This is a genomic window from Pseudomonas oryzihabitans, assembly GCF_032027545.1.
Taxonomy (GTDB): Bacteria; Pseudomonadota; Gammaproteobacteria; order Pseudomonadales; family Pseudomonadaceae; genus Chryseomonas; species Chryseomonas oryzihabitans_F.
The window spans coordinates 158,650-175,937 of the sequence record NZ_JAVSJB010000007.1; the positions used below are offsets into that span (position 1 = coordinate 158,650).

A 17,288-nucleotide genomic window follows, 5' to 3' on the forward strand; every position below is an offset into this window, starting at 1 on the left:
GTCATCCTCCTTGGCGTTGAGCGGTATCGGCTTGCGGGCGTGCCTGCCTGCGCGTCAGCCACCACAGCGGCCCCTGCGCCAGCACCACCAGCGCCACGCCGGCCCAGGGCGTCAGTGCCATCCGCTGCTGCGCGACCAGGCCGCTGCCCAGCGTCTCGCCCAGGGTGATGCCGAGGTTGAAGGCCGAGATGTTCAGTGCCGAGGCGAAGTCCACCGCGCGCGGCGTCCAGCGCTGCGCGGTCTCCAGCATGCCGGCCTGGAAGCCCGGCGACATGCCGAAGGCGAGCACGCCCCAGACGAACAGCAGCGGCACCATCGCCCACTGCCACGGCATCGTCACGGCCAGCGCCACCAGTACCACGAGCAGGCCCGCCAGCATGCGCCGCAGCGCCACAGGCCAGCCCAGGCTGGCGGCCCAGCGCCCGCCGGCAAGGTTGCCGACCAGCGTGGCGACGCCGAACACCACCAACAGCCCGCTGGCCGTGTGGGTGGAAAAGCCGGTGATGTCGGTCAGGATCGGCGTGACGAAGGTGAAGGCGGGAAAGCTCGCGCCGAACCCCAGCACGGTGACGGCCATCATCGCCAGGATCGCCGGGCTGGCCAGCGCCGCCAGTTGCGTGCCCGCCGGGCCGGCGGCCGGTGTGGGCAGCGCCGGCACCCAGCGCGCCGTCGCCAGCCACGCCAGCGCAGCCAGCCCCGCCACGGCGAAGAACGGCAGGCGCCAGCCCAGGGTATTGCCGACCAGGCTACCCAGCGGCACGCCGATCACCATCGCCAGGGTCAGGCCGGCGAACATGACGGCGATGGCGCGGCTGGCCTGGCCCTCGGGCGCGAGGCGCGCCGCGACGGTGGCGCCGATGGCGAAGAAGCTGCCGTGCGCCACCGCGGTCAGGATGCGCCCGGCCAACAGCACCTCATAGGTGGTGGACAACGCCGACAGCAGGTTGCCAGCCAGGAACACCGCCACCAGCCCCAGCAGCAGCGGCTTGCGCGGCAACCGCGCCAGGGCCAGCACGACGATGGGCGTGCCGACCGCCAGCGCCAGCGCGTACAGCCCGACCAGCCCGCCGGCGCGCGCCAGCGCCACGCCCAGATCCTCGGCGATGGCCGGTAGCACACCGACCACGATGAACTCGGCCACGCCGATGGCGAAGGCCGTCACAGCCAGCGCCCAGACGCCGGGATGGGTGCGATGGGCTTGGGTCATGCGCGGCCTGCCGCATGCAGGGCAATGGCCTGGTCCGCATCGACCGTGGCACCGGCCACGCCAACGGCACCGATCACGCGGTCTTGTTCGTCGCGCAGCACCACGCCGCCACCAAAGCTGATGAGGCCGCCATTGGTCGCCTCCAGCGTGTAGATCGCACCGCCCGGCTGCGCCGCCGCGCCCAGCTCCAGGCTGTCGGTGCGGAACAGGGCTGCCGTGCGCGCCTTCTTGATCGAAACGTCTATCGCACCGGGTACTGCGTCATCCAGGCGCAGGAAGCCGCGCAGCAGGCCGGCCTCGTCCACGACGGCGATGTTGATGGCGAAGTTCTGTTCACGTGCGAGCGCCCGAGCGCGCTCGATGACGTGCTGGACCGTGGGTTCGCTCAGGGAAGAAGGCATCTCGAAAACTCCTTGTAGGTTGCTAGGGCCTTCAATGATTCCGGCGCGCGACTGGAGCGGGAAGGTGTCACGGCCGATTGGCCGCTAAAGTTTGAGCATGCCGAACAAATACCGCATGCAGGTGGCGGCAAGGCTGCGCAGTACGGATTTACGCAAGCGATGTGCAGGCCCGGCAACACCGAGCGCGGCCACGACACGGCCTTCGCGTCGCAATGGCAGCGCCAGGCAGTTCAGGCCGGGCTCGGCTTCTCCCAGGTCCAGCGCATAGCCCGCCGCGTTGATGGTTTGCAGTTCCTTTTCCAGCGCGGTCGGTAGCAGTCCTGCCCGCCGCAGGCTGCGTACCAGGCCCGGATCATGGGCGAGGAACACTTTGCCGATGGCCGAGGTGGTCAGCCCCTCGCGGCGCCCGCGCGGACTGGCCACGCGCAGGCTGCCATTGCCTTCCACGGCGTCGATGTAGAGGTACTCGCGCGTGCCGCAGGGTACGGCCAGGTAGCAGGTTTCGCCGCTGCGCCTGGCCAACTCCGCGAGCGCGGGGGCAAATGCCATCCGCAACGTCGCGTCGGCGTCGGCCAGCGGCTGGGCGACTTCGCGCAGGCGCAGCCCCAGGGCGTAGCGGGTGCCGTGGCGCGACACGTAGCCCATGGCCGCCAGCGTGTTGAGCAGCCCGTGCAGCGTGCTCTTGTTCAAGCCCAGTTGCACCGACAGATCGACCAGGCGCGCCTCACCGCCAGCGGCGGCGATGGCTTCCAGCAAGGCCATCGCGCGTTCGACCGACTGGATGCGGCGGTTCTCGTCGATCATCAGCATGGCGGCGTGCTCCCGGACAGACTACAGGTGACGGACGGTGGTCAATCCCATTGCGGCGCGATGGCTTCGGGATTCGCCAGTCGCTCGCCGCGATCCAGCGTGGCGATGGCGGCCACATCCTCGCCGTCCAGCCGCAGCGCCGTCGCCTTGAGGTTGCTTTCCAGATTGGCGCGCCGGGTCGAGGACGGGATCACCGAGTAACCCTTCTGCAAGGCCCAGGCCAGCGCCACCTGCGCTGCGGTCGCATCGTGCTTGCCGGCGATCTGCTGCAACACCGGTTCCTGCACTGCCTTGCCATAGGCTAGGGTCATGTAGGACGTCAGGTGGATGCCCTGATCGCGGGCGAGGGCGGCGAGCTTGCGGTTCTGCAGGTAGGGGCTGATCTTCACCTGGTTGGTGGCGATGTTCTCGCGTCCGGCGATGGCGATGGCCTCGCCCAGCAAGGCGATGGTGAAGTTGGATACGCCGATCATCCAGGTCAGCCCCTGCGTCCGCGCTTCGAGCAGCGCTTCCAGCGACTCGGCCAGCGGCACCGCGCCGCCAGGCGAAGGCCAGTGGATCAGGGTCAGGTCCACGCGATCGGTGCGCAGCTTCTTTAGGCTATCCTGCAGGCTTGGGGTCAGCTTGTCCGCGGACAGGTTCTCAATCCAGATCTTGGTGGTGAGGAACAGATCGTCGCGCGACACGCCGGATTCGGCGATGGCCTGGCCGACCTCGGCCTCGTTCTCGTAGATCTGCGCGGTGTCGATGGCACGATAGCCGACGTCGAGCGCGGCGCGTACCGAGTCAATGACGGTCTGGCCTTTGAGGCGGAAGGTGCCGAGGCCGAAGGCGGGAATGCTCATGGTCATGCTCCGAGCGGTGATGGATAGGGTGATGGGAAAGGGCGATGCTGATGTGCGATGACGCCTCCCGGGCGGGTACATACTTCGGCATCTTGACTGCTGAGAGAGGCCTCGACGCTTACGGATGGCGGAATGGCGTAAAAGTTCGGCATCGTAGAACTTCATTCGCTTTGTTTGCTATGGCCGGATGGCAGTGCATAGGCGATCAAGCTGTCGCCCATCTTGGTGCCCAGCGAGCCGTGGCCGCCGGCCATGATGACGACGTATTGGCGGCCGTCCTTGCCTTGATAGCTCATGGGCGTGGCCTGGCCGCCGGCGGGCAACCGCGCTTTGAAAAGTTGGCGGCCGCTGGTCACGTCATAGGCTCGCAGGTAGTTGTCGAGCGCGGCGCCGAAGAAGGTCACGCCGCCGGCAGTGGTCAGCATGCCGCCCTGGCCGGGCACGCCCAGCGGCAGCGGGATACCCAGGGGCGCGTTGTCGCGGGTGGTGCCATTCTTTTTCTTCCACACGGTCTCGCCATTGGTTAGGTCCACGGCCGCCACCCAGCCCCACGGCGGCGCCTGGCACGGCAGCCCCCATGGCGTCACGAACGGCGTGATCTCGATGCCGTACGGCGCCCCCGTGTTGGGCTGTACGCCTGAGCCTTCGCTGGCGCCGCGTTCGCGGCTGGCCACTTGCTCGGCCGGGATCATCTTGTAGACGAAGGCGAACGAGTTGGGGTTGAGCAGCATCAGTTGGCGGACCGGATCAATCGACACGCCACCCCAATCGAACGCCCCGGCGTTGCCTGGGTGGACCAAGGTCTCGGTCAGGCCAGGTGGCGTGAAAGGCCCGTCGTAGCGCATCTGGCGGAAGCGGATGCGGCAGTACAACTGGTCGAACGGTGTGGTTCCCCACATCGCCGCTTCGGTCAGTGCCGGGGGCTCGAAGCTGATATCCGATACCGGTTGGGTCAGCGCGGCTCGGTCGCCCGGGAGCGCATCTTGCGGGACCGACACTTCGCGGACTGGGAAGATCGGTGTGCCGTCGCGGCGGTCGAGCACGAACACGTGCCCTTGCTTGCCGGCCGAGATCAGCGCGGGCTTCACCCCATTGGCGGTCCTGATGTCCACCAGCGTGGGCTGTCCGCTGACGTCGCGGTCCCACAGATCGTGATGGGTGAACTGGGCATGCCAACGCACCTGACCGCTGCCAACGTCCAGCGCGACCACGCCGGAGCTGTACTTCTCGGCCCCCTCGCTGCGATTGGCACCCCATTGGTCCGGCGTTTGGTTGCCCATCGGCAGGTACATCATTCCCAGCGTCTCATCGACACTGATGACCGACCACATGTTGGCCGAGTTGTGGCTGTAGAGGCGTCCTTCGGGCAGCGGCTCGGTCTCGTCGGGGTTTCCGCTATCCCAGTTCCACACCAAGTGGCCGTCATGCACGTCGAAGGCGCGCACCACGCCGGAGGCCTCGTGGATCGAGTAGTTGTCGCTGACGTGGCTGCCGATGACCACCAGGTCGCGCGTGACGGCCGGCGGTGAGGTCGAGAAATAGCCGCCAGGCAGCATCCGGCCGTCGAGGTTCTCGGTCAGCAGATGGATGGTGCCCTGGTCACCGAAGTCGGTGCAGACGCTGCCGTCTTCGGCGTTGAGCGCGATCAGGCGCGCGTCGGCCGTGGGCAGGAAGATGCGGCGCGGGCAACTGCTGGCGGCCGTAGCCCTGGGCGTGGTAGCGCTGGCGTCGAGTGAGACGTAGGCGTTGGCGTCGTAGTAGGAGACGCCGCGGCAGGTCATATGCGCCCAGTCCCTGAAGCTGCCGCTGGCGCTCTGGATCTTGGGGTCGAAGCGCCATTTCTCCTGGCCGCTGGTCGCGTCCAGCGCGATGGCGATGCTGTGCGGCGTGCACAGGTACAGGGTGTCGCCCACTTTCAGCGGCGTGACCTGGTTGGTGATCTCGTGCGGGTCTTCCACTCCGGGCAAATCGCCGGTGTGGTAGCGCCAGGCGACCTGGAGTTGGCCGACGTTGTCCGGGGTGATCTGGTCGAGCGCAGTGTAGTGCTGGGCGAAGGCTGTGCCGCCATAGTTGGTCCAGTCGCCCTCCGGCGTGGGCGGCAGTGCCTGGCGCTGCTGCGGCTGGACTTCGGCCAGGCCACGCTCCAGCGCACCGTCGATGTCGCCGGGTGTCTTCGGCAGGCTCGCCAGGCCCACGACCAAGGCCACGGCCAGCGCGCCGGCCAGTGGCAGCGCTCCGCTGACGGACCACCGCTGGCGCCGCGCAAACGTCAGCAGGAGCAGCAGCCCGAGCCCGAACCAGACGTCCAGGCGCGGTAGCAATTGCCAGAAGTCCAGGCCGACTTCGGCCAGCGCCCAGAGGGTGCTGCCCAGCAGCACCAGCGCATAGAACCACAGTGCCAGCCGCCGGCCGATCCACAACAGGATGCCGGTCAACGACACGCCGACGCCGGCCAGCGCGTAGTAAGGCGAGCCCCCCAGCAGCGCCAGGGCGATGCCGCCGGCCGCCGTCGCCAGGCCGATCGACAGGAACAGGAAAGCGAGAACCCACGGGCGACGCGAGGATGTTTCGGGGATTGCAGACGTCATCGGGATTGACCTTTCGAGGAGGACGCGTGCGTCAGGTCGCGACAGCGGCTTCGTTGGCGTGAACGTGGAACTCCGGAAGCACGAACTCGGCGATTTCCTGCAAGGTTTCGTCCAAGGGGCGCTGGTTGCGACGGAACTGCAATCCGATGTGCTGCACGCCGGCTTCGCGCATCGCGTTCAATTCCGCGATCAGCCCGTTGCGGCCGACGCGTCCGCCGAAACGGTGACGCTGCATCAAGGCATCGGGATGCTCGGCCAGGTCCAGATGGATGAAGCTGACGTAGGGCTTGTCGCCGGCCACCTGGCGCCACATCGCCACGCGGCGTACGTGGTCCTCGGGTACGCCTGGATAGGCCAGCCAGCCGTCCATGTGTGCACCCACCCATTCCGGCCGCTGCTGCGCCAGCCCGGCTACCAGCAGCGGCAGCGGCGCCTGTGGGCGCGGCAGGATCTCGATCTCCTCTGGCAGCCGCGCACTACGCCACTGGCGCAGCATCGCCACCTGCTCGCGGAAGGTCTCGCCGCGGCCTTCGAAGTCGCGGCCGAACAGCGGATACTCCACAGGACGGTCACCGCTGGCCACGCCCAGCAGCAGACGCCCGTGGCTGAGCCGGTCCACGCTGGCGGCCGACTTCAGCGTCAGCACCGGCTCGCGGATCGGCAGCACCACGGCGGCGGTGCCGAGCAGGATGCGTTCGGTCACTCCGGCGAGATAACCGAGGTAAGTGAAGACCTCGAACACCTGCGCCGCGTCGCCGAATGCTGGGTCGTATACCGGCACGTCGCGTACCCATAGCGCGCGATAGCCCAGACGATCAGCCAGCCGCGCTAGTTCGCCGTGGCGGGTGATGTCGGGCACGCCGAAGGGGCGGCCGTCCGCATGCCGGCGCCGCTCGCCTTGTGGCGACCAGTCGTTGTCCAGTGGCAGCTCCACGCCAATGCCGAAGCCGCCGGCGGTCAGTCGTTCAAGAAAAGTCGTTTTCATGGGATCACCCTTGTGAAACAGGTTCATTGTTCTGGGGCACGGGCGTTGGCAGCAGTGCGACGGCCTTGCCCTTCATTCGCCCCGAGTGGAGCGCCGCCAGTGCTTGCGGCACATCCTCGAAACTCAGCAACCGAGGCGCCTCGCCCAGTGACAGACCGCCACGCAGCAGGCGCGCGAACAGCGCGCTGCCGGCCACGCGCCAGTCCCGCCATTCGCGCTCGGTGGCGTGGGCGTGAATGCTGTTGAGGGCCACTTCGTGCAGCGAGATGGCCCGCGTGAAGGCCGGTAGCGGCGCCTGTTCCTGACGGTCCTGGATGCAGACCAGGTGGCCGTTGTAGCCGAGCCGTTGCGCCAGCAGCCCGGCATGCTCGCCGCTGACGGTGTCGAAGACAGCATGCAGGCGGCGCGGACCGAGCACGTCATCCAATGCCTGCGTCCACCTGCTGTCATGATGGTCGAAGACCCCGGCGGCCCCATGCGCCAGCAGAGCTTGATGGTGCCCGGTGGCGGCGGCCGCCCACACGCGCCAGCCGCACTCGGCGGCGAGTTGGACCAGCACCCGCCCCACCGCGCCGCCCGCGCCGGTGATCAGCACGTCGCGATCGTTCGACGCAGGCACCTTGTGCAGTGCCTGCCAAGCCGTGAGCGCCGGGCACGGGAGCGCAGCGGCCTGGACGTCGGAAATGCCGTCGGGCACGGGCAGCAGGCTGTCGGCCCGCAGCCGGGTGTAGTGCGCGAAGCTGCCGTCGCGCGCCAAATGCTGGTGATAGGCCACGCGCATGCCCAGCGGCAGGACGACGCCCGGGCCGACGGCCACGATGTGGCCGACCCCATCCACGCCGGGGACGTGCCCCGGCGACCATTCGGGGTGCCCCGCCTGGATCACTTTCCAATCCACCGGATTGAGGCCGATGGCACGGTTGGCGACCCAGACTTCGCCAAAGGCAGGTGGTGTGCTCCGCCTGTCCTGGCGTTGGAGCGAACCGGCGTCTCCTGGCTGCTTCCACGTCCAGGCCGGGTACGTCCACTCGGCACGTGAAGGACGCAGTGCCATGTCGGTGGCAATCATGGCGCGGCCTCAGTGCGCGGCGGGTGCGATGCCGGCCGCGCGCACGTCCACACCATCGCGGCGATCCAGGCGGCCGCTCCAGGCAGTCAGCGCCCAGGCGCCCAGCACCACCAGCGCGCCGATCCAGCCCGTGTGGATCAGGCCGAACCGGGCCACGATCAGGCCACCCAGCCACGCACCGCCGGCAATGCCAAGGTTGAAGGCGGCGATGTTCAGACCCGAGGCCACGTCGGCGGCCTGTGGCGCGAAGCGCTGTGCCTGCTTGACCACGTAGACCTGCAGGCCCGGCACGTTGCCGAAGGCGACCGCACCCCAGGCCAGCACCGTGGCCAGCATCAGCCACTTGTTCGGCGCAGTGAAGGTCAGTACCAGCAGCACCGCTGCCAACAGCGCAAACACCAGCTTGAGCGCCGGGATCGGACCATGACGGTCGGCCAGCTTGCCGCCCCACAGATTGCCCACCGCCACGGATACGCCGTAGGCCAGCATCACCCCGCCGACCGCACTGGCGGAAAAGCCACTGACCTGTTCCAGCATCGGCGCCAGGAAGGTGAAGGCGATGAACGAGCCGCCGTAGCCGACCGCGGTCATCGCATAGACCAGCAGCAGCCGTGGCTGTGCCAGCACACCGAGCTGCTGGCGGATGGTCGCCGGCTTGCTGTGCGGCACGTTCTTCGGTACGAACGCCAGGCTGCCGAGGAAGGCGATCACACCCAGCGCCGCCACCGCCAGGAAGGTCGCGCGCCAGCCGAGGTGCTGACCGATGAAGGTGCCCAGCGGAACGCCCGTCACCAGTGCAACGGTCAGGCCGGTGAACATTATGGCGATCGCGCTGGCGGCCTTGTCCTTGGGCACCACGCTGGCGGCGATGATCGAGCCGATCGAGAAGAACACGCCATGCGCCAGCCCGGTGAGGATGCGCGCGACGATCAGCGATTCGTAGCCCGGCGCCTGCCAGGCCACCAGGTTGCCGACGGTGAACAAGGCCATCAGCCCGAGCAGCAGCGCCTTGCGCGGCACCTTGCCGGTCAGCGCGGTCAGCAGCGGCGCGCCGACGGCTACGCCGAGTGCATACAGCGACACCAGCAGGCCGGCCGAAGGCAGGCTCACGCCGAGGTCCGCGGCGATGGTGGGAATCAGGCCGACGATGACGAACTCCGTCGTCCCGATAGCGAAGGCGCTGATGGTCAGCGCCAGGAGGGCAATAGGCATGGTGGTATCCCCGCTGTGATGTAAGGACACCAGTCTTGCCACTTTACTTTGATCGAAAAAGCCGTATATAAAGAAATGAATTTTGCTTTCAGGTAAACAATGAACGTCACGCTGGACGAATTGCAGGTGCTGGTGGCGGTGGTCGATACCGGTGCTCTTTCGCGCGCGGCCGAGCAACTTGGACTAACGGTCTCGGCCGTCAGCCGAACCCTGGGCCGGCTGGAGGACAAGCTGCAAACCACGCTGTTGCGCCGGACCACGCGGCGCCTGGAACTTACCGAGGAAGGCAATGCCTTTCTCGAACGAGCGCGCCAGATCATCGCGGCGGTGGACGACGCCGAGGAGCAGATGGCCACGCGCCGCGAATCCCCGGCCGGGCGCCTGCGCGTGGACGCCGCCTCGCCGTTCATGCTGCATGCGGTGGTGCCATTGGTCGCCGGCTACCGCGCCCGCTATCCGCAGGTGCAGCTCGAACTCAACAGCAACGACGGCCTGATCGACCTGCTCGAACACCGCACCGACGTAGCCATCCGCATTGGTCGGCTCAAGGACTCCACGCTGCACGCGCGTTCCATCGGCAGTTGTCGCCTGCGGGTACTGGCGGCACCTGCCTACCTGGAACGGCATGGACGGCCCCGACAGATCGCCGACCTGGCCCAACACAACCTGCTCGGCTTCACCCAGCCGGTATCGCTCAACGAATGGCCGCTGCCCGATAGCGATGACCTGCCATTGCATATTGCCCCCAGCCTGGCCGCATCCAGCGGCGAGACCCTCCGGCAACTGGCGCTCGAAGGCGTCGGCATCGTCTGCCTGGCGGACTTCATGACCCATCGTGACCGCGCCGAGGGCCGCCTGGTGCAATTGTTCCCGAGCCGCACCCTGGACGTGCGCCAGCCGATCAATGCCGTGTATTACCGCAACACGGCATTGACGGCGCGCATCGCCTCGTTCGTGAACTACCTGGCCGAACATTGGGACGCCAATACCGGCGGCTGCGGAGCCTCCGAGCCAGCCGCAGTGCCCTAGACGCCCATCTCATGGCACGCTGCCCCGGCCCAGCGCGACCATCAGGTCGGCCTGGCTCTGCAACTGCATGGTTCTGGACTGGGCCAGCGCGTCCTCGGCGGCGAGCAGGGTCCGCTGGACTTCCAGCGTGTCGATGAAGGCTGATTCGCCGCTGCGCCACGAGCGGTCGATCTGCACATAAGCCGAGCGCGCACTGGCCGTGGCGCGCTCCAGCCCTTCGACACGGACGCGATGGCGGGTGGCTGCGGCCAGCGCAGTCTCGACCTCGCTGACCGCTTCGAGCACCGCCTGGCGATAGGCATTGAGTGCCTGTTCGGCCTCGGCACGGCGCAGCGCAACGACGCTGCGCCGCCTCTTGCCGTCGAACAAGGGGGCCGATGCATTGGCACCGGCCATCCAGGCGACGGAGCGCGCGAACGTGGCGCCCGAGAATCCGTCGAGCACCGCGCCGAGCATGCCGGCCAGACGCAATTGCGGCCTGAGATCGGCTTCCGCGACACCCACCCGCGCATAGGCGGCGATCACACGGGCCTCGGCCGCCCTGATGTCCGGCCGCAGGCGCAGCAGATCGGCCGGGATACCGGCATCCGCGGGAAGAGCTGGGTGCATCGGTATTGGCGCCGGCACCAGCAGTTCATAAGCCTGCTGCGCCGTGCCGGCCAGCAGGACCGATAGCCGGTGCAGCGCCTGTTGCCGCTGCAGTTCCAACGCAGGTAATTCGGCCGCGGTGATTTCCCGTTGCGTCCGGGCACGATCGAGGTCGGCCCCGGGAACTTCGCCGACCTCGAACATCTGCTGCATGAAACGTTCGGTATCCTCTTGGTTGCGGACGTTGCGGTGGGTCACGTCCAGGCGTTGTTCCAGTCCGCGGACTTCCAGATAGTTCCGGACCACCTCGCCGATGACCGCCACCTGCACCGCGTGCGCGTCCTCGCTGGCCGAGACCACATCAGCCTGCGCGGCCGTCACGCCCTGGCGGATGCGGCCGAAGACATCCAGCTCCCAGGAAATGCCGAGGTCGAGGCTGTTGTTCCAGGCGGTGGTAGGCTCTGACGTCCACGATTGCAGGCTTGGCACGCGCTCGCGGCCCACGCCGGCGCCCAGGTCAATCCGGGGCTTGCGTCCGGAGGCCGCCGCGGTGCTTAGCGCGCGTGCTGCCTCGATGCGCGAAACGGCGGACTTCAGGTCCAGGTTGTCGGCCACTGCAATCTGCACCAGCCGATCCAGCACCGGATCGTCGAAGCGGTGCCACCATTGATCCAGTTCCGGAATGACACCGGCCGGGCCGGGAACGGCATTGACATAGCCGTCGGCGATTGGCGGCGGTGTCGCCAGCGAGGTTCCGGCCTGTGCCTGTATGCCGAACGACAGAACACCCCCGGACACCACGGATAGGAGCGCCATGCGCAACGCGCGAACCCGAATCATGGAGCCACCTCCGCCGTAACGGCCGGCCGTGAGTGCGGCCTTGCGCCTGCGCGTGTGGCCAGCCTGCGTACGCCGACGTAGAAGATTGGGGTGAACAGCAGGCCGAACAGCGTCACGCCGATCATGCCGAAGAACACTGCCGCCCCCACTGCCTGGCGCATTTCCGCGCCTGCACCTTCGGACAGGATCAACGGGAGCACGCCGAGGATGAAGGCCAGCGAGGTCATGACGATGGCTCGCAACCGTTGCTTGCAAGACTCCACCGCGGCATCGACGACGGCCATGCCTTGCGCCTCCAGTTGCCGAGCGACCTCCACGATCAGGATCGCGTTCTTGGCCGCTAGGCCCACCAGGACGATGAAGCCGATCTGGGTGAGGATGTTGATGTCCTGGCCCATCGCCCTGACTCCCAGCGAAGCCGCCAGCAGGCACATCGGGACGATCAACAGGATCGAGACCGGCAGGCTCCAACTGCCGTACTGTGCGGCCAGCACCAGATAGGCCAGCAGTACGCAGAGCGGGAACACCAGCATGCCGGTATTCCCGGCCGTGGTCTGCTGGTAGGACAGGTCGGTCCACTCGAAGGCGATGCCGGCTGGCAATACCTGCCGGGCGAGCGACTCCATCGTCTCGATGGCGAAGGCAGATCCCAGGCCGGGTTCGGTGTCGCCGTTGATCTCGGTGGCCGGATACAGGTTGTAGCGCGGCGCACGATCCACGCCCAGCACATCGGCAATGCGGGTCACGCTGCCGATCGGCACCATGTTGCCGTCGATGTTGCGTACCTTGATCCGGGCCAGGTCGTTGGCGCTGATGCGGAATGGAAGGTCGGCCTGCGCGGTGACCCGATAGGTGCGGCCGATGATGTTGAAGTCGTTGATGTAGGTGGAGCCGAAGTAGGTTTCGATGGCTTGGTTGATCTCCTCGTTCGGCACACCCAGCATCTCGGCCTTCTCGCGATCCAGTTCGACGAAGACCTGTGGGCTGACGGCCGAGAACGGCGAGTACACCCCGACCAGGCCGGGCGTGCGGTTGGCCGCCGCGACCAGATCCCCGGTCGCCTTGGCCAGCGCCTCGGTGCCCAGGCCGTTGCGGTCCTCCAGGCGCATCGCGAAACCGCCGGTGCCGCCCAGGCCCTGCACTGGAGGCGGCATCGCCACGACGATCGAGGCCTCGGTGATGACGGCCAGCCGCGCACGCAACTCGGCGGCGATCTTGTCGATGGTGAGGCCATCGGGCTTGCGTTCGGCCCAGGGCTTGAACACCGGGAACAGGCCCGCGCTGTTGGGCGAGTTGGTGCCGGTTGCCGCAGACGTACCGGAGAACACCGGGACGCGGGCAATGCCGGGGACGCCCAGGGCGATGTCCTCGACCCTGCGCGCAACCGCACTGGTGCGTTCAAGGGTAGAACCGTCGGGCATGGTGATCAACACCACGACGTAGCCACGATCCTGCGCCGGGATGAAGCCCTTCGGCGTGGACATCAGCAGATAGACCGTGCCGGCGATCAACAGCACATACAGCCCGAGCATGGCTGGAGTGATTCGCACCAGGCGGCGGACCAGTTCGCCGTAGCGCGCGGACAGGCGCTCGAAGTCTCGGTTGAAGCCCGCCGCAAGGCGCTGCAGCACGCGCAAGGCGGCATGCCGGCTCTCCGGTACGGCATGCCGATCATGCGCCTTGAGGATCATCGCGGTGAGCGCCGGCGCCAGCGTGAGCGAGGTGAAGAGCGAGATCGCGGTGGACACGGCGATGGTGATCGCGAACTGCTGGAAAAACTGGCCGGATATGCCTGGAATGAACGCGGTCGGCACGAACACCGCGCACAGCACCAGCGTGATCGCGAACAGCGCGCCGCCGACTTCCCTCATCGTTCTCAGGGTGGCTTCTCGCGGACTCGCACCATCGGCCATGTGCCGTTCCACGTTCTCCACCACCACGATGGCGTTGTCCACCACGATGCCGACCGCAAGCACCATGCCGAACAAAGTGAGGTTGTTGATCGAGTAGCCCAGCATCGCCATGACGGCAAAGGTGCCGATCAGCGAGACCGGGATCGACAGGATTGGCACGATCGAGGGCCGCCAGCCCTGCAGGAACACCAGCACCACCAGCACCACCAGCACCACGGCCTCGTAGATGGTCTTGACCAGCTCGTGGATGCTGTCGCTGATGAATTCGGTCGGGTTATAGCCGATGTTGTAGACGATGCCCTTGGGGAACTCGCGACCGAGTTCCTCCATCCGTTTTTCCACCGCCGCCATCGTCGCCACGGCGTTCGCACCGGGGCGTTGCAGCACCTGGAGGGCGATGGTCGGATTGCGCAGCATGTAGCTGTCGGTGGCGTATGCCAGGGCGCCGACTTCGACGCGCGCCAGATCCTGCAAGCGCACGACACGGCCGCCGTCGCCCTGCTTTATGACGATCCGGCTGAAATCGGCAGGTTCCTTGAGCCGGCCTTCGAAGATCAGGTTCGGCTGGAACGCCTGGTCGGTGATCGGCGCCTGCGCGATCACGCCACCGGCGAGTTGGGTGTTCTGCGCGCGCACTGCGGCGATCACGTCGGCCGGGCTGAGGTTGAACGAAGCCACCCGTTCGGGATCGAGCCAGATGCGCATCGAGTATTCGCGGGCACCGAGCGGGTTGATGTCGCCCACGCCGTCGATGCGCTTGAGCACGTCGGCCACATTGCGGATGGCGTAGTTGGAGACGTAGAGTTGGTCGTAGCTCTTGTCCGGGGAGTAGAGAAATATCGTCGCCAACTGGGTCGGCGAGGATTTGCGCACCGACACGCCACCGCGCTGCACGGGCTCGGGAAGACGCGGCGAGGCTAGTGCCACGCGGTTCTGCACCAGTACCTGGGCCTTGTCCACGTCGGTGCCTGGCCGGAAGGTGACGGTGATGTTGAGACCACCGTCGGATGTGGCCTGGCTGTACATGTAGAGCATGTCTTCCACGCCGTTGACTTCCAGTTCGATCGGCGTGGAAACGGTCTGCGACACAGTTTCGGCCGAAGCGCCGGGATAGTTGGCCTGGATCACTACCGTGGGCGGGGCGATCTCCGGATACTCGGACACGGCCAGCCTGAAGTACGCCAGACCACCGACGATGGTCAAGACGATCGACAGCACGATGGCCAGCACCGGCTGCTCGACGGACAGGCGACCGATGTTCATGGCCGGCCTCCCTGGGAACCGGACTGAGCCGACGCGGTGCTGGCAGCAGCCACCGGCGTTGCCGCGGGCTGGGCCTTGACCGCATCGCCGGCACGGACCCGCTGGAAGCCCTCGACGATGACCGTATCGGCTTCACCCAGGCCTTCGGTGATCTCGCGCAGATGGCCGAACAGTCGGCCCGTGACGACCGGCCGGACGGCGACGAGACCCTTGCCGTCCACGACATACAGCACGCGCCGGGTAGCGTCGGTGGCGACGGCCGAATCGGGTACCAACAGCGTGCTTCGTTCGACCTTGCCGGACAGGTGCACGCGTCCGAACTGGCCAGGGCTCAGGCGCATGTCGGGATTGGGCACACGCGCCCGCAGTCGTAGCGTTCCGGTGGAACGGTCGAGCCGGTTGTCGATGAAATTCAGCGTACCGCCGAGCGAGGGCAACTCATCGCCAGGCAGCGATATCTCCACCGCCAGTTCGGATGCCCCGGCATCGGGGCGGCCACGTTGATTTGCATAGCGCAGGTAACTGGATTCATCGATGTCGAAAAAGATGTCGATGGGATTCTGCGAAACGATGGACGTCAACACCGTGGCGGTGCTGTCGCCACCATTGATCAGGTTGCCGGCACTGACCAAGTTGCGGCCGATCCGGCCCGACATTGGTGCGGTGATGCGGGTGAACGATAAGTCCAGGCGGGCACGGGCCAAGGCCGCCTCGGCGCTGGCGACCTCGGCTCGTGCGCTCTGCACGGCCTGCCGGCGCTGGTCGAACAGACTCTTGGAAATGGTTTCGGTCTTGATGAGTAGGCTGGCGCGCTCGAATTCCTGCTGGTTCAAGTCCAGTTGCGAGCGTGCCCTGGCCAACGCACCCTCGGCCTCGGCTACGGTCGCCTGAAACGGACGCGGGTCGATCTGGAACAGCAGTTCGCCTTTCTCAACCAGGCTCCCTTCCTTGAAAGCGACCCGATCGAGATAGCCGCTGACCCGGGAGCGGATTTCCACCGTATCGGTGGCCTCGAAGCGTCCCGTGTAGGTATCCATGTCCTTGACCGACCGTTGCTGCGGCTTGTCCACGATGACTGTCTGCTGCACGGGCGTCGCGTTTGTTTCCGGCTTGCATCCGGACAGAAGTAACAGGGTGATAAGGGGTAGCGCAGACAGCGCGGCTATCGGAATGGTGGGCTTGAGTCGTTGATGGATGTTCACGTGCGCTGCGCCTCGGATGGGGTCTGCCGGAGCGTCAGAGTGGCGTTTCAATCCTTGCCGATAAAGCCATAATTTCAGCAATGTCTTTTAACATTTTATCAATAATAAGCAAGGATCTTCCTGGGGTGGACTCTAGGAAGTAAGGCACATGGAATGTTCTTGAGATCGGATTCGTTTAGCTGATCGAAGGACCATGTTGCCGGCCCACCCCTAATTCCACTCCGGGGCGATGCTTGCGTTGACCAGAAATACGACATTGCCGGACTTTCCGCGGTCAAGGCTTTGCCGTAGTTCAGGTGGTGCGCTACAGGGCTAAGCTGGACAGTGCATTCCACGATAGTCCGCGACGCAGGGCATGCACCCACGGATGATTCGGGTGGCGGCTGTACCCTACCAAAGGAGAGACCACCATGCCTACACCGACCAGTTTCCTTAGCGCGCTGACCGGCTCGTTCGCCACGCCTGCGGCGGAGAATCCCACGGTGGCAATGATCGAGCGCGCCTATCGCCATCACGGCATCGACGCGCGCTACCTCAACTGCGACGTGTCCTCGCAACGGCTGGGTGAGGCTGTGCGAGGTGCGCGGGCGATGGGCTGGGCGGGCTTCAACTGCTCCATTCCGCACAAGATCGCGGTGCTCGAACACCTCGATGACATCGCTCCTTCGGCCGCCATCATCGGGGCCGTCAACTGCGTGGTCATCCGCGACGGCCGCTTGATCGGAGAGAACACCGATGGACAGGGTTTCCTGGCCTCGCTGCGCACCGTCATCAGGCCGGCGGGCCAGCGCCTGGTGCTGTTCGGTGCCGGCGGTGCCGCCCGCGCGATCGCGGTGGAGACAGCTCTGGCGGGCGCGCGATCCATCACGGTGGTGAATCGCGATCCGGCCGCGGGCGAGGAGCTTGCCACCTTGATCGCCACCCGAACCCGCGCTGCAGCGACCTACGCACGTTGGGACCGCGCATTCCCGATACCGGCAGACACAGACATCATCGTCAATGCCACACCCATCGGGTTGTTCCCGGACACCGCGGCACACCTGGACCTGAACACCGACAGCCTGCGGCCGGGACTGGTGGTAGCCGATGTCATCCCTAATCCACCGCGCACCCACCTGATCCGCGATGCCGAAGCACGCGGCTGCGTCACGCTGGACGGATTGGGCATGCTGGTCAATCAGGGTGTGTTGAGCATCAAACTATGGACCGGTGTACAGGTCGATCCAGGCCCGATGCGCGAGGCCTTGAAAGAAGTCTTTGAGCGCTGACTCCCTGCTACCATTCCCGATTCGCAAACTGGATCGCGGGGAGCTTGGTGCTGCGCCGTCGCTGAATC

13 protein-coding genes are annotated in these 17,288 nt (G+C 66.5%); 2 read left to right on the plus strand and 11 right to left on the minus strand.

All coding sequences use genetic code 11. The annotated features are described in order from the left end of the window. Position 1 precedes the first annotated feature (1 nt). From RND78_RS14255 to RND78_RS14290, 8 genes are all read right to left on the minus strand, one after another. Complete coding sequence (locus tag RND78_RS14255; RefSeq protein WP_312729616.1) at positions 2-1,207, minus strand: MFS transporter; 1,206 nt, start codon at positions 1,205-1,207, stop codon at positions 2-4. After that, positions 1,204-1,608, minus strand: coding sequence for a heme-binding protein (locus RND78_RS14260; protein WP_312729617.1), 405 nt, complete (start codon positions 1,606-1,608; stop codon positions 1,204-1,206). Before RND78_RS14260 ends, RND78_RS14255 begins: the two co-directional genes overlap by 4 nt. Positions 1,609-1,692: 84 nt before the next feature. After that, positions 1,693-2,418 carry an IclR family transcriptional regulator gene (locus tag RND78_RS14265; protein ID WP_312729618.1) on the minus strand — a complete coding sequence of 242 codons (726 nt, stop codon included), beginning with the start codon at positions 2,416-2,418 and terminating at the stop codon, positions 1,693-1,695. A 41-nt stretch (positions 2,419-2,459) separates the two neighbouring features. Continuing rightward, entirely contained in the window at positions 2,460-3,263 is an 804-nt protein-coding gene (gene dkgB / locus RND78_RS14270) for a 2,5-didehydrogluconate reductase DkgB (RefSeq protein ID WP_312729619.1), read from the minus strand. Between the two features lie 161 nt (positions 3,264-3,424). Beyond that, complete coding sequence (locus tag RND78_RS14275; RefSeq protein WP_312729621.1) at positions 3,425-5,851, minus strand: membrane-bound PQQ-dependent dehydrogenase, glucose/quinate/shikimate family; 2,427 nt, start codon at positions 5,849-5,851, stop codon at positions 3,425-3,427. Between the two features lie 31 nt (positions 5,852-5,882). Further along, positions 5,883-6,836: a TIGR03571 family LLM class oxidoreductase gene (locus RND78_RS14280; protein WP_312729623.1), complete on the minus strand. Its 954-nt coding sequence runs from the start codon at positions 6,834-6,836 to the stop codon at positions 5,883-5,885. Between the two features lie 4 nt (positions 6,837-6,840). Beyond that, positions 6,841-7,905 carry a zinc-binding dehydrogenase gene (locus RND78_RS14285; RefSeq protein WP_312729625.1) on the minus strand — a complete coding sequence of 355 codons (1,065 nt, stop codon included), beginning with the start codon at positions 7,903-7,905 and terminating at the stop codon, positions 6,841-6,843. A 9-nt stretch (positions 7,906-7,914) separates the two neighbouring features. After that, entirely contained in the window at positions 7,915-9,117 is a 1,203-nt protein-coding gene (locus RND78_RS14290; protein ID WP_312729627.1) for an MFS transporter, read from the minus strand. A 99-nt stretch (positions 9,118-9,216) separates the two neighbouring features. Here RND78_RS14290 and RND78_RS14295 point away from each other — a divergent pair, with 99 nt between their 5' ends. Further along, positions 9,217-10,146 (plus strand): LysR substrate-binding domain-containing protein, encoded by a 930-nt coding sequence (locus tag RND78_RS14295; protein ID WP_312729629.1) that lies wholly within the window; start codon positions 9,217-9,219, stop codon positions 10,144-10,146. Positions 10,147-10,155: 9 nt separating this feature from the next. On the opposite strand, the gene RND78_RS14300 is transcribed toward RND78_RS14295, so the two are convergent. Genes RND78_RS14300 through RND78_RS14310 form a run of 3 tightly spaced genes read right to left on the minus strand, consistent with a single transcriptional unit; the run spans position 10,156 to position 15,952 of the window. After that, positions 10,156-11,574 carry an efflux transporter outer membrane subunit gene (locus RND78_RS14300; RefSeq protein WP_312729631.1) on the minus strand — a complete coding sequence of 473 codons (1,419 nt, stop codon included), beginning with the start codon at positions 11,572-11,574 and terminating at the stop codon, positions 10,156-10,158. Then, entirely contained in the window at positions 11,571-14,750 is a 3,180-nt protein-coding gene (locus tag RND78_RS14305) for a multidrug efflux RND transporter permease subunit (RefSeq protein ID WP_312729633.1), read from the minus strand. The genes RND78_RS14300 and RND78_RS14305 overlap by 4 nt, the downstream gene beginning before the upstream one ends. Further along, positions 14,747-15,952: an efflux RND transporter periplasmic adaptor subunit gene (locus tag RND78_RS14310; protein ID WP_312729634.1), complete on the minus strand. Its 1,206-nt coding sequence runs from the start codon at positions 15,950-15,952 to the stop codon at positions 14,747-14,749. Before RND78_RS14310 ends, RND78_RS14305 begins: the two co-directional genes overlap by 4 nt. 410 nt (positions 15,953-16,362) lie before the next feature. On the opposite strand from RND78_RS14310, the gene aroE reads away from it, so the two are divergent. Next, the gene (gene aroE, locus RND78_RS14315) at positions 16,363-17,220 is read left to right on the plus strand and encodes a shikimate dehydrogenase (protein WP_312729636.1); all 858 of its coding nucleotides are present in this window, start codon (positions 16,363-16,365) and stop codon (positions 17,218-17,220) included. The last annotated feature ends 68 nt before the right edge of the window (positions 17,221-17,288 follow it).